The 22,957-nt window shown below is 72.2% G+C and carries 20 protein-coding genes; 11 read left to right on the plus strand and 9 right to left on the minus strand.

From position 1 onward, the window contains the following. Nucleotides 1-51 precede the first annotated feature (51 nt). On the plus strand, nucleotides 52-333 hold the full coding sequence (locus tag AC5P1B_RS01890) for a hypothetical protein (RefSeq protein ID WP_493884350.1): 282 nt from the start codon (nucleotides 52-54) through the stop codon (nucleotides 331-333). Between the two features lie 48 nt (nucleotides 334-381). Here the strand turns inward: AC5P1B_RS01890 and AC5P1B_RS01895 are convergent, their stop codons facing one another. The 7 genes from AC5P1B_RS01895 to AC5P1B_RS01925 form a co-directional block, all read right to left on the minus strand. Continuing rightward, a complete protein-coding gene (locus AC5P1B_RS01895; protein WP_493884351.1) occupies nucleotides 382-681 on the minus strand; it encodes a hypothetical protein in 300 nt (99 codons plus the stop codon). A 353-nt stretch (nucleotides 682-1,034) separates the two neighbouring features. Further along, nucleotides 1,035-1,526, minus strand: a complete 492-nt coding sequence (locus tag AC5P1B_RS01900) for a pyridoxamine 5'-phosphate oxidase family protein (protein ID WP_493884352.1) — start codon at nucleotides 1,524-1,526, stop codon at nucleotides 1,035-1,037. A 117-nt stretch (nucleotides 1,527-1,643) separates the two neighbouring features. Beyond that, nucleotides 1,644-3,740: a xanthine dehydrogenase family protein molybdopterin-binding subunit gene (locus AC5P1B_RS01905; protein ID WP_493884353.1), complete on the minus strand. Its 2,097-nt coding sequence runs from the start codon at nucleotides 3,738-3,740 to the stop codon at nucleotides 1,644-1,646. 10 nt (nucleotides 3,741-3,750) lie between these two features. Continuing rightward, on the minus strand, nucleotides 3,751-4,791 hold the full coding sequence (locus AC5P1B_RS01910) for an FAD binding domain-containing protein (protein ID WP_493884354.1): 1,041 nt from the start codon (nucleotides 4,789-4,791) through the stop codon (nucleotides 3,751-3,753). Beyond that, on the minus strand, nucleotides 4,788-5,366 hold the full coding sequence (locus tag AC5P1B_RS01915; protein WP_493884355.1) for a (2Fe-2S)-binding protein: 579 nt from the start codon (nucleotides 5,364-5,366) through the stop codon (nucleotides 4,788-4,790). Before AC5P1B_RS01915 ends, AC5P1B_RS01910 begins: the two co-directional genes overlap by 4 nt. Nucleotides 5,367-5,528: 162 nt before the next feature. Continuing rightward, complete coding sequence (locus AC5P1B_RS01920) at nucleotides 5,529-7,097, minus strand: type 1 periplasmic-binding domain-containing protein (RefSeq protein WP_493884356.1); 1,569 nt, start codon at nucleotides 7,095-7,097, stop codon at nucleotides 5,529-5,531. After that, entirely contained in the window at nucleotides 7,094-9,196 is a 2,103-nt protein-coding gene (locus AC5P1B_RS01925; RefSeq protein WP_493884357.1) for a hypothetical protein, read from the minus strand. Before AC5P1B_RS01925 ends, AC5P1B_RS01920 begins: the two co-directional genes overlap by 4 nt. 494 nt (nucleotides 9,197-9,690) lie before the next feature. Here AC5P1B_RS01925 and AC5P1B_RS01930 point away from each other — a divergent pair, with 494 nt between their 5' ends. Further along, on the plus strand, nucleotides 9,691-10,596 hold the full coding sequence (locus AC5P1B_RS01930) for a phosphatidylinositol-specific phospholipase C (protein ID WP_493884358.1): 906 nt from the start codon (nucleotides 9,691-9,693) through the stop codon (nucleotides 10,594-10,596). Between the two features lie 108 nt (nucleotides 10,597-10,704). Further along, nucleotides 10,705-11,358: a class I SAM-dependent DNA methyltransferase gene (locus tag AC5P1B_RS01935; RefSeq protein ID WP_493884359.1), complete on the plus strand. Its 654-nt coding sequence runs from the start codon at nucleotides 10,705-10,707 to the stop codon at nucleotides 11,356-11,358. 94 nt (nucleotides 11,359-11,452) lie between these two features. On the opposite strand, the gene AC5P1B_RS01940 is transcribed toward AC5P1B_RS01935, so the two are convergent. Both AC5P1B_RS01940 and tdh read right to left on the minus strand, forming a co-directional pair. Continuing rightward, nucleotides 11,453-12,634, minus strand: coding sequence for a glycine C-acetyltransferase (locus tag AC5P1B_RS01940; RefSeq protein ID WP_493884360.1), 1,182 nt, complete (start codon nucleotides 12,632-12,634; stop codon nucleotides 11,453-11,455). 56 nt (nucleotides 12,635-12,690) lie between these two features. Continuing rightward, nucleotides 12,691-13,731 (minus strand): L-threonine 3-dehydrogenase, encoded by a 1,041-nt coding sequence (tdh, locus tag AC5P1B_RS01945; RefSeq protein ID WP_493884361.1) that lies wholly within the window; start codon nucleotides 13,729-13,731, stop codon nucleotides 12,691-12,693. A gap of 96 nt (nucleotides 13,732-13,827) precedes the next feature. On the opposite strand from tdh, the gene AC5P1B_RS01950 reads away from it, so the two are divergent. From AC5P1B_RS01950 to AC5P1B_RS01985, 8 genes are all read left to right on the plus strand, one after another. Then, nucleotides 13,828-14,739, plus strand: coding sequence for a LysR family transcriptional regulator (locus tag AC5P1B_RS01950; protein ID WP_493884362.1), 912 nt, complete (start codon nucleotides 13,828-13,830; stop codon nucleotides 14,737-14,739). A 459-nt stretch (nucleotides 14,740-15,198) separates the two neighbouring features. Then, entirely contained in the window at nucleotides 15,199-16,257 is a 1,059-nt protein-coding gene (locus tag AC5P1B_RS01955) for a sugar ABC transporter substrate-binding protein (protein WP_493884363.1), read from the plus strand. 8 nt (nucleotides 16,258-16,265) lie between these two features. Then, nucleotides 16,266-17,774 (plus strand): sugar ABC transporter ATP-binding protein, encoded by a 1,509-nt coding sequence (locus AC5P1B_RS01960; RefSeq protein ID WP_493884364.1) that lies wholly within the window; start codon nucleotides 16,266-16,268, stop codon nucleotides 17,772-17,774. After that, nucleotides 17,767-18,822 (plus strand): ABC transporter permease, encoded by a 1,056-nt coding sequence (locus tag AC5P1B_RS01965; RefSeq protein WP_493884365.1) that lies wholly within the window; start codon nucleotides 17,767-17,769, stop codon nucleotides 18,820-18,822. Before AC5P1B_RS01960 ends, AC5P1B_RS01965 begins: the two co-directional genes overlap by 8 nt. Nucleotides 18,823-19,250: 428 nt before the next feature. Beyond that, nucleotides 19,251-20,615, plus strand: coding sequence for an enolase C-terminal domain-like protein (locus tag AC5P1B_RS01970; RefSeq protein WP_493884366.1), 1,365 nt, complete (start codon nucleotides 19,251-19,253; stop codon nucleotides 20,613-20,615). A 113-nt stretch (nucleotides 20,616-20,728) separates the two neighbouring features. Next, complete coding sequence (locus AC5P1B_RS01975) at nucleotides 20,729-21,793, plus strand: aldo/keto reductase (protein WP_493884367.1); 1,065 nt, start codon at nucleotides 20,729-20,731, stop codon at nucleotides 21,791-21,793. Next, nucleotides 21,790-22,101, plus strand: coding sequence for an L-rhamnose mutarotase (locus AC5P1B_RS01980; protein ID WP_493884368.1), 312 nt, complete (start codon nucleotides 21,790-21,792; stop codon nucleotides 22,099-22,101). The genes AC5P1B_RS01975 and AC5P1B_RS01980 overlap by 4 nt, the downstream gene beginning before the upstream one ends. Beyond that, entirely contained in the window at nucleotides 22,098-22,949 is an 852-nt protein-coding gene (locus tag AC5P1B_RS01985; protein WP_493884369.1) for an amidohydrolase family protein, read from the plus strand. The genes AC5P1B_RS01980 and AC5P1B_RS01985 overlap by 4 nt, the downstream gene beginning before the upstream one ends. Nucleotides 22,950-22,957: the final 8 nt, after the last annotated feature.

Consider the following 22,957-nt stretch of genomic DNA (forward strand, 5'->3'; position numbering starts at 1 on the left):
GCCGGTGGCCACCACATCGAACCCGACCGCCGCCTTGCGCACCACCCCCAGGTGACCAGCCGGTCCGCGCTCTTCAGCGCCCCCGCCCGCACCCGCCCGCCCTCACCCCGTCTCGGCCTCACGGGCTACGAGGAATGCCCGCGCGGTCTCCTCCAACGCGCCGTCGGGCTCGCGCGGCAGCCGGGCGAGCGGGCCGTGCCCTGCCTGGCCGAACGGCCGCTCCAGCCGCGAAGGCTCGTCGCCGGCCTGGAAGGCGACCAGCGGACCAGGCCACTCCGCCTGGTTGTCCAGGGGAACGCGCGGGCGGGCGGCGCGGGCATGGTGTGTGCCTGAGCCGCCCGCCCGTGAGCGCGCGATGTCAGGGGTCGGATTGGCGGCCCCTCAGTGATCGTCCCAGTGGTCGTCGTGTGCCGCGTGCCGGTGGCCGTCGTGGACGTAGTCCACATGGTCACCGTGTGGCACGGCGACATGGCCGCAGCCCGTCTTGTGCTGGTGGGAGTGGTCCTGGTGGGCCGTGTGATCGCCCGGCTCGCACTCGTCGGCGTGGTCGCCGTGTACCCGGTGCAGGTGGTTGTCGTGGACGTAGTCCACGTGGTCGTCGTGCGGGACCGCGACATGGCCGCAGCCTGCCCCGTGCTGATGCGTGTGGTCCGGGTGCGGAGCGTGCGCGATCGGTGCCATAGCCAGCTCTTCCTTCTGTGTGGTGGCGTGGGACGTCAGCGGGGCGACTTTCACCCCGTGTCCGACATGCCCATTTTGCTCCTCGCGGGGGAAGTGGACCGGGGGAGTCCGCGACGACACGCCGCAGGTGCGTGGGCCCCGCCGTGGGCGCGCGGGCCCCGCCGTGAAGTCCCGGCCGCACGACGGAGCCACCACGGCACGCCTCATCGCCTGTGACCCGGCATGCTCGGGGAGCCCCTGTTTGTACGTTGTGGAGTGCGGGTGCGTCGTGGCTGGTGGCGCAGTTCCCCGCGCCCCTGATGGGGCACGTCCGAGCGCTGGGCGCCCGCCCGGTGCGGGACCGGGCGCCCCAGCTAGTCCTTCCGCTGCCAGGTCAGGATCTCGCCGCCCTCACCGGCCAGCAGCGACCCCGGCATCACGCGCAGCCGCCACGGGGTGAGCTTGAGCGCCATGAAGGCGGGGGAGGCGGGCTGCTCCCAGCCCGGCATGCCGATGGCACCCGGGTCGTAACCCAGCGGCTCCGGCGCCGACTTGAAGAGGTTCCACACCCGCGTACGGGTCGGGACGTCCTCGGCCCACTCGGCGTGGCACTCCGCCACGCAGGTGTCGTGCCGAGGGGACCAGTAGTTCACCGACGCGTGCGGGCTCTTCCTCAGGTGCGCCCGCTTGACCGCCGTCGCCTCGGTGCCCACCCAGCCGGTGAGTTCGCCGTCCGCCCACTCCCAGAACGGGTGCAGCACCCTGCTCCGGGGCCGGCCCGCCGAGTCGACCGTGGCGACCGAGGCCCACACGATGCCGTGCGCCATCTTCACGAACGCGGGTGCGACCGCCGTCAGATCATGCATCAGAGAACATCCTCTCCATCGAGACATCACGCGGAGGCACCGTAGCCGCGCCGCGCGGACCCCGGGGCGTAACGCACGGTTTCACCCCCGTGTGACGGCTGCCCCGACGCGACGTGCTCAGCCGAGCAGCGGCACGAGCTTGTCCGGATGCAGCGGCAGGTCGCGCAGGCGTACGCCCGTCGCGTGGTACACGGCGTTGCCGATCGCCGCCGCCGTCCCGACGATGCCGATCTCCCCGATGCCCTTGCTGCCCATGGGGTTGAGGTGCCGGTCGTCCTCGTCGATCCAGTGCGCCTCGATGGCGGGCACGTCCGCGCACGCGGGCACGTGGTACGAGGCGAGGTCGCGCTCGGCGAAGTCGCCGAAGCGCGGGTCCATGGTGCTGCCCTCCAGCAGCGCCATGCCGATGCCCATCGTCATCCCGCCGATGAACTGGCTGCGCCCCGTCAGCGAGTTGAGGACGCGCCCGGCGGCGAACACGCCGAGCAGCCGCCGCACCCGGGTCTCCCCGGTGTCCGTGTCCACGGCGACCTCGGCGAACTGCGCGCCGAACGCGTGCCGCGCGTACGGCGACTCCGCCCCGGCCTCCTCGGTGGTGTCGGCGAAGGCGCGCAGCCGGGTGGTCGGTGCCTCGCCCCCGGCCTCCTTGATCAGTTCGGACAGCCGGTCGCACGCCTTGTGCACGGCCCAGCCCCACGAGGCGGTGCCCGACGAGCCGCCCGCCAGCGGAGCCGAGGGCAGATCGCTGCGCCCGATGTCGATGCGCACCTGGTCCACGGGGACGCGCAGCGCGTCGGCGGCGATCTGCGCGAGCACCGTACGGGCGCCCGTGCCGATGTCGGTGGCGTTGACCTGGACCCGGTAGCCGCCGCCCGGTTCGGTGGCGGCCTCCGCCGTGGACGGCGAGACCATCACGGGATACGTCGAGGAGCACACTCCGGTGCCGATGAGCAGCGGCCCCTCCCGCCGCGACCGGGGCCGCGGGTCGCGTTCCGCCCAGCCGAAGCGTTCGGCTCCCTCGCGCAGGCACGCCACGAGGTGGCGGCTGCTGAACGGCTTGCCGCTGTCCGGTTCCTCCGCGGGATCGTTGCGTACGCGCAGCTCGACCGGGTCCATGCCGAGGGCGACCGCCAGTTCGTCCATGGCGGACTCCAGCGCGTACATCCCCGACGCCTCACCGGGCGCGCGCATCCACGACGGGCTGGGTACGTCGAGCGCCACCACCTGGTGGGTGGTGCGGCTGTTCGGCGAGGTGTACATCGTGCGGGAGGGCGAGGCGGCCTGCTCCACGAACTCCCTGACGGTCGAGGTGTGGGTGACGATCTCGTGCGCCAGCGCGGTGATCGCGCCATCGGGGTCGGCGCCGAGCCGCAGCCGCTGGATCGTCGGCGCGCGGTGGCCGACGACAGCGGCGAGCTGCGCGCGGTGCAGGCTGAGCTTCACGGGGCGGCCGGTGTGCCGGGCGGCCATCGCCGCCAGCACCGGCTGCGGCCGTGGCGTGCCCTTGGAACCGAAGCCGCCGCCGACGTGCTCGGAGACGACGGTGACCTGCTCCGGGCGCAGCGCGAACAGCTGGGCGAGGATGTCCCTGACCGTCGTGGCGCCCTGGCTGGAGTCGTGGACCGTCAGCCGGCCGCCGTCCCACTGGGCGGTGCAGGCGTGCGGCTCCATGGGGTGGTTGTGCTGCGCGGCCATGGTGTACGTCGCGTCGACGCGCACGGCGGCCCTGGCGTACGCGGTGTCGAAGTCGCCCCGCTCCCGGCTGCCCACCTGCCCGCCGTTGGCCTCCTCCGGCGCGTACAGCCCCGGATGGTCCTCGGTGAGGATGACGTCGTGGTCCTCCACCGCGTAGCTGATGTGTACGGCGGCGGCCATCGCGCGCGCCGCCTCCAGCGACTCGGCGATGGCGAGCGCCACGTACCAGCCGCGGTGCGGGACGCGGTCGTTCTGCAGGACCTGGAGGGTGGCGTCGTCGGACTCGCCCAGACGCGGCGCGTTCTCATGGGTGAGCACGGCGAGCGCGCCGGGCTCGGCCAGCGCCGCTTCGGTGCGGATCGACGTCACGGTGCCGCGGGCGACGGTCGCTGGTACGGGCCAGGCGTACACCGTGCCCTGCGGGGTGTGCTCGGCCGCGTACCGGGCGGCTCCTGTGACCTTCTGCGGCCCTTCGAGGCGGCCGGTGGGCGCGCCGAGCGCGGTCTCGGTGGTGCTCACGGAGCTCTCCTCAACTGCCGTACGGCGGGCGGGGGCCGGGTCCTGATCCGTCGGTCCGGCTGTCGGTGTGCGCCGTCATGGCGAGCGTGGACAGCACGCGGACGGCGAGGTTGCGGGCGAGGGGCACCTTGTAGCCGTTGTCGCGCAGCGGCCGGGCCGCCGCGAGTTCGGCGTCGGCGGCGTTGTGGAAGGACTCCTCGGTCGCGGGGCCGCCCCGCAGCGCGTCCTCGGCGACCCGGGCCCGCCACGGCTTGTGGGCGAGACCCCCGAACGCGAGCCGCACGTCCTCCACGGTCCCGTCGCGTACGTCGATGGCGGCGGCGACGGAAGCCAGCGCGAAGGCGTACGAGGCGCGGTCGCGTGCCTTGCGGTACGCGGACCGGCCGGGCAGCGGCGCGGGAAGCTCCACCGCCGTGATCAGCTCGCCGTGGGAGATGACCGTGTCGTGCTCCGGCAGGTCGCCGGGCAGCCGGTGGAAGGCGGTGGCGGGCACGGCCCGTTCGCCGTCGGGGCCCCGCAGGTGGACGGTCGCCTCCAGGGCGGCGAGCGCGACGGCGAAGTCGGAGGGGTGGGTGGCCACGCAGTCCTCGGAGTGCCCAAGGACGGCGAGGTCGCGGTGTACGCCTTCCCGCGCGGGGCAACCGCTGCCGGGCTCGCGCTTGTTGCACGGCTTGCTGGTGTCCTGGAAGTACAGGCAGCGGGTGCGCTGGAGCAGGTTCCCCCCGGTGGTGGCCGCGTTGCGCAGCTGGCCGGAGGCACCGGCGAGCAGCGCCTGGGATAGCATCGGATAGCGGGTGCGGACCACGGGGTGCGCCGCCAGGTCGCTGTTGCGCACGTTGGCGCCCACCCGGAGCCCGCCCTGCCGGGTCGGTTCGATGCCCAGTAGCGGCAGCCGGCTGATGTCCACGAGCAGGGTGGGGCGTTCGACGCCCAGCTTCATCAGGTCGACGAGGTTGGTGCCGCCACCGAGGAACCTGGCATCTGGCTCGCCGGCCAGCGCGGCGACGGCGGAGTCCACGGTGTCCGGCCGCAGATATCCGAAGGTCTTCACGGGGCGACCTCCGCGATGGCGGTGACGATGTTCGCGTACGCGCCGCAGCGGCACAGGTTGCCGCTCATGCGCTCGCGGATCTCCTCCCCGGTGAGCGGCACCGGTGAGCCAGGTGGCGGGGCCCCGGAGCCGGTGGCGGGGACGGGGGTGGCATAGGAGGGGTGGCCTTCGGCGGCCTCGGCGAGGACACCGATGGCGGAGCAGATCTGGCCGGGCGTGCAGTAGCCGCACTGGTAGCCGTCGTGGTCGAGGAACGCACGCTGCACGGGGTGCGGCTGCTCGCCGTCGGACAGCCCCTCCACGGTGGTGACCTCCCGGCCGTCGGCGGTGACGGCCAGGATCAGGCAGCTGTTGACCCGACGCCCGTCGAGGAGCACGGTGCACGCGCCGCACTGCCCGTGGTCGCAGCCCTTCTTCGACCCGGTCAGACCGAGGTGCTCACGCAGCGCGTCGAGCACCGTGGTCCGGTGGTCGAGCGTCAGCTGGCACGCGGTCCCGTTGATGTGCAAGGTCACCGCCGAAGCGGTCGATAACTGCTGAGTGCTGTGCGTCGCCACGGCGTCACGGCCCTTCACTGGTGTGCCCTCGGCCCCGTGGTCGCGTCCCCGTCCCGCCCCTCCTCAAACCCGGAAGCCGCGCCCTGTCACCCGCATAGTGACGCTCCCTCACTCACGTGGCGCACCCGGCCGGGGCTGCGCCACCGGTGGCGCGCGTCCCCCGGGCCGGGCTCATCGGATTCACCGGGCTTTGTTGGGCGCCGTGCAGTGGGCCGCCGGAGGCTTCTTCTCCGGCCACGCCAGGCCGTCGAAGACGGCGGCCCTGGTGTCCGGGTCCAGCTCGACGACGGCCACCGCCTTGTTGTACGCGTTGCCGTACCGGTCGAGGCAGATCCAGCCGCTGGCGCCCTCCACCTTGCCCTGGCCGTGCAGCCGCAGCCAGCTGTCGGCGACCTGGGTGAGCGAGGGCATCTTCACACCGCCGACGGTGTTGTTGCGGACGGCGGCGATGGCGGTCGAGACGGAGTCGTAGGTGATGATGGTCCGCGAGTCGGTCAGCGACATCCGGCCGACCGCCGCGTCAGGTCCTGTGCCGAATTTCTCCACCAGGTCGCTGAGGACCTGGTAGGCGGCCTTCGACCCACCGGTCTTCGGGGCGTCGGCGCTGGTCCAGGCGTCCGGGTGGGCCAGCGAGGCGTAACGTACGGTGATGCCGCTGCCCCGGCGCAGCGCCTCCCAGTCGAACTTGCTGTCCACCGCGAGCGTGGAGGCGTGGGAGCCGCTGATCACCGTGTAGTGCTTGTCGGCACACGAGCGGGAACCCAGCTCGTTGATGAACTGCCTGAGCTGGACGGGGCGGCCCGCGAAGTAGATGTTCTTCGCGGAGGAGACGCAGATGTTGGTGACCATCTGATGGAAGTCGTTGGAGAGGTTGCCCTCGGCGTTGACGTTCTCCCGTGGCGACTCGTACGTCTCGGGGGCGAGCGGTGCGCCCTCGGCCAGCCGCTCGAAGGTCCGCCTGAGGGTGCTGATGTAGTTGTCGCCCTCTCTGATGTCCTCCACGACGGTGGCCTGTGAAGGCTTCGCCGACGCGTCGAAGGAGGCCAGCGCCGCGGCCTCGTCGCTGTTGGTGGGCGCGACCCGGGCCAGGCCCTTGAAGGCCCTGGGGCGCTCGGCGGTGTTCGCGATGTCGTCGGCGGTGATCGGGCCGCCGACGACCGGGATGCCCTTGGTGTTGGTGAGATAGGCGATGGCCCGCTCGGTGCTGCGCAGGCTGATGTTGAAGCCGGTCACGGCCCGTAGGTTGTCCTTCGACGACGCGGCCATGGTGGCGAGCTGATCGGCGACCGGCCGCCAGTGCGCGTTGTCGCGCCCCGGGTTGGCGAGGACGAGGCGTATCGCCGGAGCCCGGGAGTTGGACTGGTGATTGGCGCGGTACTGCGCGAGGTAGGCGCCTTGCACCTCCTCGACGATCTGCCGCTGCTCGGCCGCGTTGGCCGAGGCCATCGGCACCATGAGGGCGATCGTGGCGTGCGGGCCGCGGCTGACCCTGTCGTTCTCCGCACTGATCCGGCCGGTGACCTTCCGCAGGGCCGGCGCGAACACCACGTCCCCGTCGGTCACGCCGGTGCACTCCTTGTCCGGGCCGCGTTCTTCGACGCCCTCGCCGCATGACGGGTCGGAGGTGAACGCCGCGTCGTAGACGAGGAAGCCCGCCGCGGCGGTGGCCAGCGCGAGGAAGGCCACCAGCAGGCGTCTGGCGAGCTTGCCCCGGGGCAGGCGGAGCCAGTGGGGCCGCTGAAGATTCATGAGCCGGACCCTTCCGGGATCGGGAGACCGGGCGCCCGCTCCCAGCGCCGTAGCCGCTTCGGCCATTCCTGCTGGGCGTGGAAGAGGACTTCCTGCGCGGCCGGTCCGCTGTGCTGGGCCAGAATGCTGAGTTGCAGCCCCACCCTGTTGATCAGGGATTCGTCCGGTACGGCCAGCGGGGCGGACTGCCGCCACAGGTTCTCGACCAGCAGGCCGATGGCCTGGTGCACCCGCTGGCCGCCGGACACACAGCCGGGGCACGGCATCGTCGGCGTCGGCGGAGCGGGCAGGCCCTGCGGGGGCCGCGGCGCGGCGCAGACGAGGTTCAGCGCCGCCAGCCAGCCCCTGGCGTCGCCTTCGCCGAAGAGGCGGTGCAGGGTGTGCACGACGACTCCGGTGTCGCCGAGGGCGAGCGAGTGGTGCAGGTAGCGGACGTCGTGCGCGGCCGACCCGGGACCCAGGCCCCGCGGGTCGTAGTGGGAGCGCAGCCGCAGGTGGAGACTGGTCCAGGTGTCCCCGTCGGCGGGGTCGCGGGACGCGGTGCCCAGCGCGTGCAGCAGCAGGTCGCGCAGGGAGCGGTCGCCGACCACGGGCCCGCTCACGCCCGGCCACGGCTGGCGGGGCCACGCGTTGCGCCGCAGATGCTCCTTGGCCTCCTGTACGGGCACGCCCCCCGGGTCCTGCGGCGGGAAGCCGCGGCTGAGCAGGTGGGCCGCGCCGTCGTCCAGGGCGGGCGCGTAGTAGATCAGACGGCGCCTGGCGACAGGGTCAGGCAGCAGCCGCTCCAGCAGGAGCGTCGTCACGGTCGGCTCGGGCAGCCCGGTGGCGGGCAGGTCGAGCAACTGCTCAGGGCGCAGCTCGCCGTCACCGCGCAGCCGTCGCACGGCGGCCCGCACCAGCGCGTGGGCGACGCCCGCCCGCCCGGCGCTGAGCCGGGAGATCAGCCGGACCAGACCGGCGGGCGGGGTGTCCGCGCCGAACATGTCCTCGATGTCGTCGATCTCCAGCGGCGGCAGACCGAGAGCGCACAGCCAGTCCTCCGGCTCCTCCGAACCCGCCCCGGCCTGGGCGGTCCCCCCGGCGCCGGAGCGTGACCGGCGGACCTCCGCCTCCGCTCCGAGCGCCGCGGTGACGGACACGACACGGACGGAGCGGTTCGCCAGCGCCGCCGCACGGTAAGCATGCCGCAGCAGCCCGAGGAACTCCTCACCGAGCGTCGTGTGCGCGTTGTCGAGGAGGACGAGGGGACGTGGGACGCCGTTGGCGCTGCGCCACCACCCGTAGTAGTCGGCTACGTCGTCGAGCAGTGCCGCCACGAGGTGCCGTTCGGCCCGTGTCCTGCTGTCACCCGCGTTGCGGAATCCGCGAGCCAGCGCGACCAGTTGCTGCGGGCCGTCTCCCTGCGGACCGACATCGCGGTGCGCCCACCACTTCAGCGCGCCACCGTGGGCACGTGGCGAGAAGAGCTCGGTGGCCACCACATCGACGGTCGCCTGGACCATCGTGTCCAGGGCGGGCGGGAGACCGGCCAGCGGCCCGATGCGCTGGGTCACGGCGTCGGTCCACAGCCGCACCCGGTCCAGCCGCTGCTGCCGGTCGGGCTGGCTGCCCCGCAGCAGCTCGGCGAGCCGCGCCTGAGCGGCAGCCAGCTCCGAGGGCCGCACCCCGGCCGCCGCGGCGGCATCGTCGTCCTGCGACTGCCAGCTGGTGATCGCGAGCAGACCCTGCACCAGCCGGGGAAACGTCAACGGCCTACCGAAGTCCCGTACTCGCAAGCCGAGTTGGTACGAGAGGAAGTAGAGCAGGTCGGTCACGTGGGAAGCGTTCGCGGTGGCGTCCTCAGCGAGCGGAGCCAGCGCGGCGTCACCGAACCCGGGCGCGGCGAGATCCGCGTACGCCTGCGGGACCCGCTGGCTGTACGCGTCGGACAGCGCCCGCAGCAGCGCCGTCTTACCGGCGCCCCTGCCTCCCACGCACTGGAGAACCGGCGGCTGCCCGGCGGGCTCGGTGTCGATCCGCCGGTCGCGCTCGTACTCCAGCCCCACCAGGTGGGCGACGCGCCCCTTGAGCAAGTCGTCTCGGCCGTACATTCTGGTCACGGAGCCCCCCGTCCGCCCGGTCCCGTACGCTGCTGCGAAGAATAGTCGCGGGTACGTCCAACTGGGCTACGCGCGTCCACAACTGATGGCTAATCAGTGACCTGTATGTGACGGCACCGGAACCGTGTTCCTACGGGCGACCCTCGGGCGCCGGGGCGGATCGAGCCGCGTGCGTGGTGGGCTCGGGGCCATGGGCACCGACCGGACTGTCCTCCCGTCGGCCCGGGAGGTGGGCGTCCCGCCCGCCCGGTGCGGGCCCCGCGGTCGGTCTCCCGTCGGACTCCGCGCCCGGACCCTCGCATAGTGGCGATCGCGCGGCGGCTGGATTCCGCCGGGTCCGGGCTCACGCGCCGTGCGGCGCGAGCCGGTCACATATGCGGGGCAAGCGGGCGAGCCCTGCCGAGTGGCTACCGAAGGGTTGGCCTGGAGCTGTTAACGTGCCGCCCGTCTCCCTGGCACCACCCGACGGCCAGTTGGCCACGAGAGGACGCGAGATGAGCTTAGACCGGCGCGGCTTCCTGTCCGGAGCGGCGGCCCTGTCCGCGAGCGGACTCCTCGCCCACGCCAGCGCACCACCCGCCGTGGCCGCGCCCCGGGCCGGCGCGCGCCTGACTCCCCCTTCCCCGCGCGACTGGCTCTCCGGCATCGCCGACGACGTCCCCGTGGCGCGCCTCAGCCTGCCGGGGACCCATCACTCGGGCGCGCGCGTGGGCGGGAAGTGGGTGGCCTGCCAGCGCCGTACCATCCCCGAGCAGTTGACCGGCGGCATCCGCTTCCTGGACATCCGGTGCCGGGCGTACCACTCCGCCTTCATCATCCACCACCAAGCGGTCCACCAGCGGCTGATGTTCGGCGATGTGCTGCTCGCCTGCGAGAAGTTCCTGCGCGACTGCCCCTCCGAGACCGTCCTGATGCGGGTGAAGCAGGAGCACTCGAAGGTCAACGACGTGGAGTTCCGTCGTATTTTCGATTTGTATGCCACGAGCTGGCGGTCGTTGTTCCGGCTGGGAAGCACGCTGCCCTCGCTGGGCGAGGCCCGCGGCAAGGTCGTGCTGCTCGCCGACAACGGGGGCCTGCCCGGCGTGCGCTACCGGGACCCGGCACTCGTCGACATCCAGGACGACTCCACGGCCGCGCCGTCCGCCAAGTATCCGAAGGTCACGGCGCACTTGCGCAAGGCCGCCCGGCATCCGGGCAAGCTGTACGCCAACTACGTGAGCACGGCCGCCGGGCGGCCTCCCGCCTGGAACGCGGACCGGCTCAACCCGCGGGTCCTGCACTTCCTGAAGGGCGCGGAGACCGCTGGGTGGACCGGGCTCGGCGTGGTGGCCATGGACTTCCCCGACGGCACCCCCGGCCTGATCGACGCGGTGATCCGGCACAACAGGAGGGCGCGCTGACCCGCCGCCCGGAGGCGGGCGGCGACCGGCGACCGGGCCGCCGCGCTGGTTGGCCCGTACGGCCCAGGCGCCCTTTACGCGCCTGCCGGGCTGCGATAGGAACCATGCGTGAGTGATGAGGCGGACAAAACCGGCAAGGTCCATGTAGAGCACCCCATCCTGCGCCGCATGTACTCCCTCAGCGGGGACGTCGGGGAACGCACCAGCATCTACGACGACTGGGCGGACGACTACGACAAGGACACCGCGAGCCTGGGCTACGCCGGTCCGGAGCTGGCCGCGGCGGCGGTCGCCGGGCTCGTGCCGCCGCACACCCCGGTCCTCGACGCCGCGTGCGGAACGGGCCTGGTCGGGGCCGCGCTGGCGGCGCGCGGCTTCACCACCATCGACGGCGTCGACCTGTCGCAGGGCATGCTCGACGTCGCCCGGGCCAAGGGCATCTACCGGCGGCTCGCCATCGGGGACATCACCAGGCCACTGCCGCTGGACCGGGACAGCTACGGCGCGGTCGTCTGCGCCGGTACGTTCACCGCCGGGCACGTCGGCCCCGAGGGGCTGGACGCGCTGATCACCGCGGCCAGGCCCGGCGGGTTCGTCGTCGTGACCGTGCTCTCCTCCGTCTGGGAGTCCATGGGGTTCCCCGCGCACGTGGCGGAGCTGACGGACGGGGGCAGCGTCCGCGTACGGGAGGACCGGGCCGACCAGACGTACCACACGAAGGAACGACTGACCTGCCGCGTCGTCGTCCTCGAAGCCGGCTGAGGTTTCCAGCGGCTGTACGCGGTGGACGGGGCCGTCAGCGGTTCGCTGACGGCCGCCGTCCACCGGTGCTCCCGAGCCTGGCGCGGGCGGCGGGTCAGGCCGCCAGTTCGTCCCGGACCTCGCGGAACGCGCGTACCGCGCGCAGCACGTCGTCCGTCGAGTGCGCGGCGGAGAGCTGGACCCGGATGCGGGCCTTCCCGTTCGGCACCACCGGGTACGAGAAGGCGATCACGTAGATGCCCCGCTCCAGCAGCGCGGCGGCCATCCGGCCCGCGAGGGCGGCGTCGCCGACCATGACCGGGCTGATCGCGTGCTCGCCGGGCAGCACGTCGAAGCCCGCGGCCGTCATCTCGGAGCGGAACAGCCGGGTGTTCTCCCGCAGCCGCTCGCGGCGCTCACCGGAGGCGGCCAGCAGGTCGAGCACCTTCAGCGAGGCGCCGACGATGGAGGGGGCGAGGGAGTTGGAGAACAGGTAGGGCCGGGAGCGCTGGCGCAGCAGCTCGACGATCTCGGCACGGGCGGCGACGTAGCCGCCGCTGGCGCCGCCGAGGGCCTTGCCGAGGGTGCCGGTGATGATGTCGATCCGGTCGGTCACCCCGTACAGCTCGGGCGTTCCCTGCCCGTTCGCGCCGACGAAGCCGACCGCGTGCGAGTCGTCCACCATGACCATGGCGTCGTAGCGCTCGGCCAGGTCGCAGATCTCGTCCAGCGGCGCGACGTACCCGTCCATGGAGAACACGCCGTCCGTCACGACGAGCTTGCGGCGGGCGCCGGACGCCTCCTTGAGGCAGCGCTCCAGGTCGGCCATGTCCCGGTTGCGGTACCGGAAGCGGGACGCCTTGGACAGCCGGATGCCGTCGATGATGCTCGCGTGGTTCAGCTCGTCGGAGATCACCGCGTCGGCGTCGGACAGTATGGTCTCGAAAACCCCGCCGTTGGCGTCGAAGCACGAGCTGTAGAGGATCGTGTCCTCCGTGCCGAGGAAGCCGGAGACGCGCCGCTCCAACTCCTTGTGCGGTTCCTGGGTGCCGCAGATGAACCGCACCGAGGCCATACCGAAGCCCCAGTCGTCGAGCGCCTGCTTGGCCGCCGCGATCACCTCGGGGTGGTCGGCGAGGTCGAGGTAGTTGTTGGAGCAGAAGTTGACGACGGACTCGTCGCCGACGCGGACGCTCGCGGATTGCGGGCTTGAGATGACGCGCTCGGACTTGTACAGCCCGGCCTCGCGGATCTCATCCAGCTGGGCGCGCAGGTCCTGGCGCACGCTGTCGAACACGGGAACTCCTCTTGACTGGTCGGTGGGGTTCGTCAGGGGCCCGGCAGGCCGGGCGCTCAGGGGAGGACCGGGCGGGTCCAGTCGATGATGACCTTGCCGCACTGCCCGGACCTCGCGGTGGCGAACGCCTGCTCGTGCTGCTCGTAGCCGAACCGGTGGGTGATCACCGGCGAGATGTTCAGACCGCTCTGGAGCAGCACCGACATCGCGTACCACGTGTCGTACATCTCCCGGCCGTAGATGCCGCGCAGCGTCAGCATGCGGGTCACCACCGTCGCCATGTCGACCGGCACCTCCTCGGCGGGCAGGCCGAGCACCGCGATGCGGCCGCCCGGGCCCATCGTGGCGATCATGTCGCGGAGCGCGTCGGCACGCCCCGACATCTCCAGGCCGACATCGAAGCCCTCGCTCATGCTCAGCTCCGGCATCACCTCGGCGATGCCGTGCGCGCTGACGTCGAGGCTGATGGTGGCGCCCATCTTGCGCGCGAGGTCCAGCCGGTACTCACTGACATCGGTGACCACGACACTGCGCGCGCCCGCGTGCGCGGCGACGGCCGCGGCCATCATGCCGATCGGGCCCGCGCCGGTGACCAGCACGTCCTCGCCGAGGACGGGGAAGGCCAGCGCGGTGTGCACGGCGTTGCCGAACGGGTCGAAGATCGCGGCGACGTCCAGGTCGACGGGGTGCCGGTGAACCCAGACATTGGACTGGGGCAGCACCACGTACTCGGCGAAGGCGCCGTCGGTGTGCACGCCCAGGCCGATGGTGCGAATGCACAGGTGACGCCGCCCCGCCATGCAGTTGCGGCACTTCCCGCACACCAGATGGCCCTCGCCGCTGACGGTGTCACCCGGCGCGATGTCCTTGACGCCGGGACCGGTCTCCACGACCTCGCCCACGAACTCGTGGCCGATCACCAGGGGGGCGCGCACGGAGCGGGCGGCCCAGTCGTCCCAGCTGTCGATGTGCAGATCGGTGCCGCATATCCCGGTGCGCAGGACCCGGATGAGCACCTCGCCGTCCCCGGCCCGGGGGGCGGGAACGTCGGTGAGCTCGATGCCGGGTGCGGCGGTGGCTTTGACCAATGCCTTCATGGGCGCTCACTGTGCTGTGTTCCCGCTGTGAAGTCCATCAGCATTTTCCCAGGTCACTTATGAAGCTCTGCTTCACAGCCGTGCCATACTGCCCCAGTGATCGACCCCAGAAGGCTGCGTGTCCTGCGGGCGCTCGCGGACCACGGCACCGTGACAGCCGCCGCCCAGGCGCTCTATCTCTCGCCTTCCGCCGTCTCCCAGCAGCTCGCCGCGCTGGAAGCCGAGGTCGGGCACGCGCTGCTGGAGCGGCGGGGCCGCGCCGTGCGCCTCACCGCCACCGGGACCGTCCTCGCCGCGCACGCCACCACCATCGCCGCCCAGCTGGAGCGCGCCGAGGCCGATGTCGCCGCCTGCGCGGCGGGCGTGACCGGGGAGGTGACCGTCGCCGCCTTCGCGACGGCGATCACCGAGGTCGTCGCGCCCGCGCTCGTGACGCTGCGCGGGATCGCACCGGGCCTGCGGGTCCGGGTCAAGGACGCCGAGGGTCGGGAGTGCGGACGGCTGCTGATCGCGGGCGAGGCCGATGTGGCGGTGGCGGTGGAGGACCGCGAGACGGTCGGGCGCGGCGATGACCGGATCTTGCGCGAGCCGCTCTACGCCGAGCCGTTCGACGTGGTGCTGCCCCCGGACCATCCGCGCGCCGGGTCGGCCGAGGTGGATCTCGCCGCGCTGGCCGGGGATCTGTGGATCACGCCGTGGCCGGGCAACCCGGTGCACGACGTGGTCGTCCTCGCCTGTCACGACGCACAGTTCCAGCCGCGCGTCGGCTCACTCTCGGACGACTTCCGGGCGGTGTGCGCACTCGTGGGAGTGGGCGCGGGAGTGGCCCTCGTGCCGAGGTCCGCGCTGCACGGCGCGGTGGCCGAGGGCGTCGTCGTCCGTCCCGTACGAGGTCACCGGCCGACGCGCAAGGTGTTCACCGCGGTGCGTGCGGGCACCGAGCGGCACCCGCTGCTCCAGCAGGCGCTCGCCGGGCTGCGGGAGGCCGCGGCCGCTCTGCCCGTGTGACCTGGCGCTCCCGTGCCGGCGTGGCGTGCCCGCACTCGCGCGGGCCCCGGGCCGCCCGTGTGTCCGGTAGCCGGAGGCAGTGACTACGCTGTCTCCGCCGGGACTTGGCCGCCCTCGGGGAGTCGCCGCACCCACCTCGCGCGGTAACGCGCGGGCAGGGAACGGGCTTTGCTCCGCGCGGACGCTGTCCACCGGCCCGCGCTCGGCGTGCCGGCACCGACAGCGTGCCGGGCCGGGCGGAACGCGGCCGCCACGCCTCCATGGCGCGGGATCGGTGGGGAGGGCATCCAAATCTCCGCCGTGCCCCAAAGATTGGATGTAAAACGGGTGCGTTGCGGATCTGTGAGCTAAAGAGGCTTGTGCGGCCCAATAGATCGGATGATTATTGCGTGGCGGCGGCGTCTGGAGCCGTCTGGCGCGGCACTTCACGTGTGCGCTTCCCCTCTGAGGAGCCTTCCGATGGTGTTCAGCACAGCAGTCAGAAACAAGCGCGCCAGCCTGGTGTGCGCGGTGACCGCCGCCGCTCTGGTGTCGGCCACCGGATGCGGCAGCACCACGGACAGCACCAGCTCCGGAGGGAAGGGAGAGGGCAAGGTCGGCGTCATCCTGCCCCTGCTGACCTCCCCGTTCTGGCAGTCGTACAACGACTACGTGCCGAAGATGGCCAAGTCGGAAGGCGTCGACACGCTCAAGACCGTCAACTCCAACAGTGACCCCGCCCAGCAGATCACCGACATCAACAGCCAGTTGAACCAGTCGGTCAAGGGTCTGGTCGTCGCCCCGCTGGACAGCTCGGCGATCGTCGCCGGACTCGACCAGGCCGAACGCAAGGGCGTCCCCGTCGTCGCCGTGGACGTCGCCCCGGAAAAGGGCAAGGTCGCCATCGTCGTACGGGCGAACAACTTCTCCTACGGTCAGCAGGCGTGCGAGTACCTCGGCAAGAAGGTCCACTCCGGCAAGGTCGTCCAGGTCATGGGCGACCTGGCCTCCGTCAACGGGCGTGAGCGGTCCAAGGCGTTCCGCTCGTGCGTGAAGAAGAAGTACCCCCAGCTGGAGGTCCTGGAGATCCCGGCCAAGTGGGAGTCCGACACCGCCGCCTCCAAGCTGGACACCCTGCTGAACGCCAACCCCGACGTCAAGGGCATCTACCTCCAGGCGGGCGGCGTCTACCTGGCCCCCGCCCTCCAGACCCTCAAGAGCAAGGGGATGCTGAAGAAGGCCGGGGACCCGAAGCACATCGCGATCATCTCCAACGACGGGATTCCGCAGGAGTTCGACGCGATCCGCAAGGGCCTCATCGACGCGACCGTGTCGCAGCCCGCCGACGAGTACGCCAAGTACGGCATGCGCTACATCAAGGCGGCCATGCGCGGCGAGAAGTTCAAGCCGGGCCGCACCGACCACGATTCGAGGATCGTCAAGCTGCCCAGCGGGCTCCTCGAAGACCAGCTGCGCGCCCCGCTGGTGACCAAGGACAACGTCGATGACCCCAAGCTCTGGGGCAACACGGTCAAGTGAGGCCCGTCATGACCAATACCACCCACCCCCCGCTGGTGGAGGCGGTCGGCGTCAGCAAGCGCTACGGAGCCACCACCGCCCTCGCCGGGGCCCGGCTCACCGTACGGCCGGGCCGCACCCACGCCCTCGTCGGCCGCAACGGGGCCGGGAAGTCGACCCTGGTGTCGATCCTCACCGGACTCCAGGCGGCCGACACGGGCACCCTCACCTTCGACGGACAGCCGGCACCACCGCTGTCCGACAGCGGCGCCTGGCGCCGCAAGGTCGCCTGCGTCTACCAGAAGTCCACCATCATCACCGACCTCACGGTCGCCGAGAACCTGTTCGTCAACCGGCAGCCCACCCGCGGGGCCGGGGTGATCAACTGGCGCCGACTGCACGCTGAGGCAGCCGAGTTGCTGGCGGCCTGGGACGTCCATGTCGATCCCGCCACCCGCGCCGGGGACCTGAAGGTCGAGGACAGGCAGCTCGTCGAGATCGCCCGCGCGCTGTCCTTCGGCGCCCGGTTCATCGTCCTGGACGAGCCCACCGCGCAACTGGACAACCAGGAGATCGAGCGGCTGTTCCACCGGATGCGGGCCCTCCAGGAATCCGGGGTCACGTTCCTGTTCATCTCGCACCACCTGCAAGAGGTCTACGAGGTGTGCCAGGACGTCACCGTCCTGCGCGACGCCCGCTGGATCACCACAGCCCCGGTCACCGAACTGCCGCGCCCCGCACTGGTCGAGGCGATGGCGGGGGAGCCCGTCAGCGCCTCGACCAGCGCGGCCAGGCCCGCACTGCCCGCGGACACCCCCGTCCGGCTGGGCGTGCGCGGCCTGACGGGCGACGCCTTCGAGGACATCAGCTTCCACATCCGCGAAGGCGAGGTCGTCGGCCTCGCGGGCAGCAGCGGCAGCGGCAAGACCGAACTGGCCGAGTCGCTGGCAGGGCTGCGCCGGCCGAGCCGCGGCACGGCCGAACTCGACGGCGCTCCGCTGCCGCTCGGCGACGTCACCAAGGCGCTGCGGGCCGGAGTGGGCTGCGTACCGCGCGACCGCCACCACCAGGGACTCGTGCCCGGCATGAGCGTGGGTGACAACGTTACCCTCAGCGTCCTCGGGCGCCTTGGGCGTCGCGGACTCGTCAGCGCCGGACGCAGACGCGCGGTCGCCCGCGACCTCATCGACCGGCTCGACATCCACACCGAGGGGCCCGACCAGCCGGTGTCCGACCTCTCCGGCGGCAACGCGCAAAAGGTCGTCATGGCCCGCGCGCTCGCCTCCGACCCGCGCCTGCTCGTCCTCATCAACCCCACCGCCGGGGTGGACGTGAAGTCCAAGGACTCCCTGCTCGCCAGGATCGAGCGCGCCCGCCAGGACGGCCTCGCCGTCCTGGTGGTCTCCGACGAGCTGGAGGACCTGCGCGGCTGTGACCGCGTCCTCGTCCTCTTCCATGGCCACACCGTCGCCGAACACCCGGCCGGGTGGCACGACCACGAGCTGATCGCCTCGATTGAAGGAGTGGACCGTGGCTGACACCGCCGCCCACGTCGCCTCGAAGCCCGCGACGAAGTCCCCCCGCAAGGCGCCCCCGGGCGGCGGGGCCGGGGCGGCGGCCCGCGCGGCACTGCTGCGCAGAGTTCGCGAACTCGCGCTCGTACCCGCCCTGATCGCCCTGGTGGTGCTCGGCGCGGTCGTCAACGACAGCTTCCTCACCGAAGCGAACCTCATCAGCATCCTCGGCGCGTCCGCCGCGCTGGCCATGGTCGTCCTCGCGGAATCGCTGGTCCTGATCACCGGCAAGTTCGACCTCTCCCTGGAGTCGGTCGTCGGCATCGCCCCGGCGCTCGGCGCGCTGCTGGTGCTGCCGGCCGCGCAGTCGGGCTGGGGCTGGAACTGGCCCACGGCACTGGCCCTGGCCGCCATGGTGCTCGCCGGTGCCGTACTCGGCGGGCTGAACGGCCTGCTGGTCGTCAAACTGCGGCTGAACGCGTTCATCGTGACCCTCGCCATGCTCATCGTGCTGCGCGGACTGCTCGTCGGCGCGACCGAGGGCAAGACGCTTTTCGGCATGCCCGAGGGCTTCTTCACCCTGGCGACCACCACGTTCCTGCGGATACCGATGTCGGTCTGGCTCGCGGCCGCCGCCTTCGGCGTCGCCGGATTCGTGCTGAAGTACCACCGCTGGGGCCGCTCCCTCTACGCGATCGGCGGCAACCCCGAAGCGGCGCGCGCCGCGGGCATCCGGGTGGACCGCATCATGATCGGGGTCTTCGTGACCGCCGGTGCCCTGGCGGCCGTCGGCGGGCTGATACAGACCGGCTACGTCGGCGCCATCAACGCCAACCAGGGCCAGAACATGATCTTCACGGTCTTCGCGGCCGCGGTGATCGGCGGCATCAGCCTCGACGGCGGCAAGGGCACCATGTTCGGCGCGCTGACCGGCGTGCTGCTCCTGGGTGTCGTGCAGAACCTGCTCACCCTCGCCCAGGTTCCCTCGTTCTGGATTCAGGCCATCTACGGCGGCATCATCCTGCTGGCCCTGATGATCGCCCGCGTCACCACAGGCCGGGCGCAGGACTGACCACCGATACCGGCTGACCGGACCGGGTGGTCAGCCGCACGTCGGCGGGCCCTCCACCCGGGCCCGGGCCGCCGCGGTGCGACGGGAACGCCCTGCCGCGTACGCCCGGCCCGCCCGGCGGGCCCCGCACCGTGACCCGGCCAGGGAGAACCCCGTGAAGCAGGACGGCCACACCAGCGACATGATCTTCGAGGTGCCCTGCCCGGTGTGGTATCCGAAGCAGTACCGGTCCTGGAACCCGGCGGCGTGCTGACCACCGGCACCCCGGCCGGGGCCGCCCCCGGCCCGCCCGACCGCCCGCTGTCCGCCTCATCCGCCCTCTCCGCCTGTCCGCGCCCCCGCGAACACCGTGGACCCGGCCATCGACGGCCCTGGTACCCGGCAGCCGCCCCCGTACAAGCCTGAGCACCAGCCTGAAAGGTACCTCCATGGCGTCCGCAGCGTCCGCAGTGCCGTCCTCCTCAACCGCGCGCGTCCTGGCTATGGACACCTACGACATCCGGTTTCCCACCTCCCGGGAGCTCGACGGCTCCGACGCGATGAACCCGGACCCTGACTACTCCGCCGCCTACCTCGTGCTGCGCACCGACGCGGGCGACGGCACCGAGGGACACGGCTTCACCTTCACCATCGGCCGCGGCAACGATGTCCAGGTCGCCGCCATCGACGCCCTGCGCCCCCATCTGATCGGCCGCCCCGTCGACGCCCTGTGCGCCGACCCCGCCTCCCTCGCCCGCGACCTGACGGGCGACAGCCAACTGCGCTGGCTCGGCCCTGAGAAGGGCGTGATGCACATGGCGATCGGGGCCGTCATCAACGCCGTATGGGACCTGGCGGCCAAGCGGGCGCACAAACCGCTGTGGCAGCTGCTGTCCGACGCCGAACCTGAATGGCTCGTCTCCCAGGTCGACTTCCGCTACATCGACGACGCGCTGAGCCCCGGCGAGGCGCTGTCCCTGCTGCGCGACGGCAAGCGCGGCAGCGCGGACCGCGAACGCGCCCTGCGCGGCCGCGGCTACCCGGCGTACACCACCTCGCCCGGCTGGCTCGGCTACAGTGACGAGAAGCTGACCCGGCTGGCGCGCGGCGCAGTCAGCGACGGCTTCACGCAGATCAAGCTGAAGGTCGGCGCCGACCTCGCCGACGACGTCCGGCGCTGCCGGGTGGCCAGGTCCGCCGTCGGGGACGGCATCCGCGTCGCCATCGACGCCAACCAGCGGTGGAACGTGGACGAGGCGATCACCTGGACGCGCGCCCTGGCCGAGTTCCAGCCGTACTGGATCGAGGAGCCCACCAGCCCCGACGACATCCTCGGCCACGCCGCGGTCCGCAAGGCCGTAGCGCCGACGAAGGTCGCCACCGGCGAACACGTACAGAACCGCATCGTGTTCAAACAGCTCCTCCAGGCCCGCGCCATCGACATCCTCCAGATCGACGCGACCCGCGTCGGCGGCGTCAACGAGAACCTGGCGATCCTGCTGCTCGCCGCGAAGTTCGGCGTGCCGGTCTGCCCGCACGCGGGCGGCGTCGGCCTGTGCGAACTCGTCCAGCACCTGTCCATGTTCGACTACGTGGCACTCACCGGGACCGTCGAGGACCGTGTCATCGAGTACGTGGACCACCTCCACGAGCACTTCACCGCCCCCGCGACCGTCCGCGACGGGCACTACACCGCCCCGCTTGAGCCCGGCTTCTCCGCGGCCATGTGCCCGGAGTCGATCGCCACGTACACCTATCCGGACGGCGCGTTCTGGGCCGCCGACGCCACCACGCCCCAGGGGGTCCCGGCATGAGAGCCCCGACGGCAGGCACCCGGACCGCGCCAGACCCCGCGCCTGCGAGCGGCACGGCGACGCGCGGGCCGCGCCCGGCGCGCCGCCCGGCAGCGACCTGAAAGGGCGGGACCTTGCGTACGACAACACTGGGAGACAGCGGCGTCACCGTCACCGAACTCGCCTTCGGGGGCGCCGCCCTCGGCAATCTCTACGCCCCCGTCAGCGAAGCGGAAGCCACAGCGGCCGTGAACGCCGCCTGGGACGCGGGCATCCGCTCGTTCGACACCGCACCGCACTACGGGCTCGGCCTGTCCGAACGCCGGCTCGGAGCCGCCCTCGGCGACCGGCCGCGGGACTCCTACACCCTCTCCACCAAAGTGGGCCGCCTCCTGGAGCCCGACCCCACCGGCACCGGCGACGACCTCGCCCACGGCTTCGCCGTACCGGCGACCCACCGCCGCGTCTGGGACTTCAGCGCCGATGGCGTACGGCGCGGTCTGGAGACCAGCCTGACCCGACTGGGACTCGACCGCGTCGACATCGTCTACCTCCACGACCCCGACGACCACGCCGAAGCGGCGTTCCGCGACGCCTACCCGGTGCTGGAGCGACTGCGCGCCGAAGGCGTGGTGGGCGCCATCGGGGCGGGCATGAACCAGTCGGCGATGCTCGCCAGGTTCGTCCGCGACACCGACGTGGACGCCGTCCTGCTCGCGGGCCGCTACACCCTCCTCGACCAGAGCGCCCTGGCCGACCTGCTGCCCGAGGCGGCGCGCCGGGGCAAGAGCGTCGTCATCGGCGGGGTCTTCAACTCCGGCCTGCTCGCCGACCCCAAGCCGGGCGCCACCTTCGACTACGCCACCGCGCCGGAACCGCTGCTGCGCCGCGCCCTGGCGCTGAAGGACGCGGCGGCCAGGCACCACACCCCGCTGCGCGCCGCCGCGCTGCGCTTTCCCTTCGGGCACCCCGCCGTCGCCAGTGTGCTCGTCGGCGCCCGGTCCGCACGCGAGGCCACCGACGCCGCCCGCTGCCTGGACACCCCCGTGCCCGGGGCGCTGTGGGCGGACCTGCGCGCCCACGGCCTGCTCCCGGACGGCGTGCCGGTCCCCGGCGCGCTCCCGGGCGCCAGTCCTTCCCCCGCCCACCCCTCGCGCCCGTCACCACCGACAGCCCCACCGAGTGAGGACCGACCATGAAGATCGCACTGCACACCAGGGTCCGCGCCGACCGCGTGGAGGAGTACGAGGCGGCCCACCGCGAAGTGCCCGAGGAGCTGACCCGGGCGATCCGCGCCGCCGGGGCGACCTCATGGACGATCTGGCGCAGCGGCACCGACCTCTTCCACGTCCTTGAGGTCGACGACTACCCGCGCATGCTCGCGGAGCTGGAGAAGCTGCCGGTCAACGCCGCCTGGCAGCAGCGCATGGGCGAACTGCTCGACGTCGTCCACGACTACTCGGCGGACGGCGCCGACGCCTCACTGCCGGTGGTCTGGCAGCTGTGAGCCCGCCCCGCGTCATCGACGCCCACCACCACGTATGGGATCTCTCGGTCCGCGACCAGGACTGGATCACCGGCGAGCGACTGGCCCCGCTGCGCCGCGACTTCCCGCTGTCCGAGCTGGCTCAGGAGGCCCGGTCCGCCTCCGTCGCCGCGACCGTCGTCGTGCAGACCGTCACCGTCCCGGAGGAGACCCCGGAACTGCTCGCCCTCGCGGACGGCCATGAGCTGGTCGCCGGAGTCGTCGGGTGGGCCGACCTCACCGCACCGGACGTCGGCGACACCCTCGCCGCGCTGCGCGCGCTGCCCGGCGGTGACCGGCTGGTCGGCGTCCGGCACCAGGTCCAGGGCGAGCCCGACCCGCGCTGGATGGTGCGCCCCGACGTGCTGCGCGGCCTGCGCGCCGTCGCGCACGGCGGCCTCACGTACGACCTGGTCATCCTGGAGCGGCAGCTCGCCGCCGCGCGCGAGGCGGCCGAGGCCGTGCCCGAGCTGACCTTCGTCCTCGATCACCTGGGGAAGCCGCCGATCGCCTCCGGAGCGCTGGAACCCTGGCGCGGGGAGATCCGGAGGCTGGCGTCGCTGCCCAACGTCTGCTGCAAGCTCTCCGGCATGGTCACCGAGGCCGACTGGGGCACCTGGTCGGTGGCCGGTCTGCGCCCGTACGCGGATGCCGTGCTCGACGCGTTCGGCCCGGCGCGGGTGATGTTCGGCTCCGACTGGCCGGTGTGCGAGCTCGCGGCGAGCTATCCGCGGGTGCTGGCGGCCGCCCGCGAGCTGACCGCCGCGCTCGGCGCCGACGAGCGGGCGGACGTCTTCGGGGGCGCCGCCGCCCGCGTCTACGGCATCTGACGCCGCCC

The sequence above is a fragment of the Streptomyces sp. A01 genome, assembly GCF_059026195.1.

Coding starts and splice junctions, on each gene's coding strand:
- AC5P1B_RS01895 (WP_493884351.1), bottom strand. CDS start 681: ATGGCACCGATCGCGCACGCTCCGCACCCGGACCACACGCATCAGCAC.
- AC5P1B_RS01900 (WP_493884352.1), bottom strand. CDS start 1,526: ATGCATGATCTGACGGCGGTCGCACCCGCGTTCGTGAAGATGGCGCAC.
- AC5P1B_RS01920 (WP_493884356.1), bottom strand. CDS start 7,097: ATGAATCTTCAGCGGCCCCACTGGCTCCGCCTGCCCCGGGGCAAGCTC.
- AC5P1B_RS01930 (WP_493884358.1), top strand. CDS start 9,691: ATGAGCTTAGACCGGCGCGGCTTCCTGTCCGGAGCGGCGGCCCTGTCC.
- tdh (WP_493884361.1), bottom strand. CDS start 13,731: ATGAAGGCATTGGTCAAAGCCACCGCCGCACCCGGCATCGAGCTCACC.
- AC5P1B_RS01955 (WP_493884363.1), top strand. CDS start 15,199: ATGGTGTTCAGCACAGCAGTCAGAAACAAGCGCGCCAGCCTGGTGTGC.
- AC5P1B_RS01960 (WP_493884364.1), top strand. CDS start 16,266: ATGACCAATACCACCCACCCCCCGCTGGTGGAGGCGGTCGGCGTCAGC.
- AC5P1B_RS01970 (WP_493884366.1), top strand. CDS start 19,251: ATGGCGTCCGCAGCGTCCGCAGTGCCGTCCTCCTCAACCGCGCGCGTC.
- AC5P1B_RS01980 (WP_493884368.1), top strand. CDS start 21,790: ATGAAGATCGCACTGCACACCAGGGTCCGCGCCGACCGCGTGGAGGAG.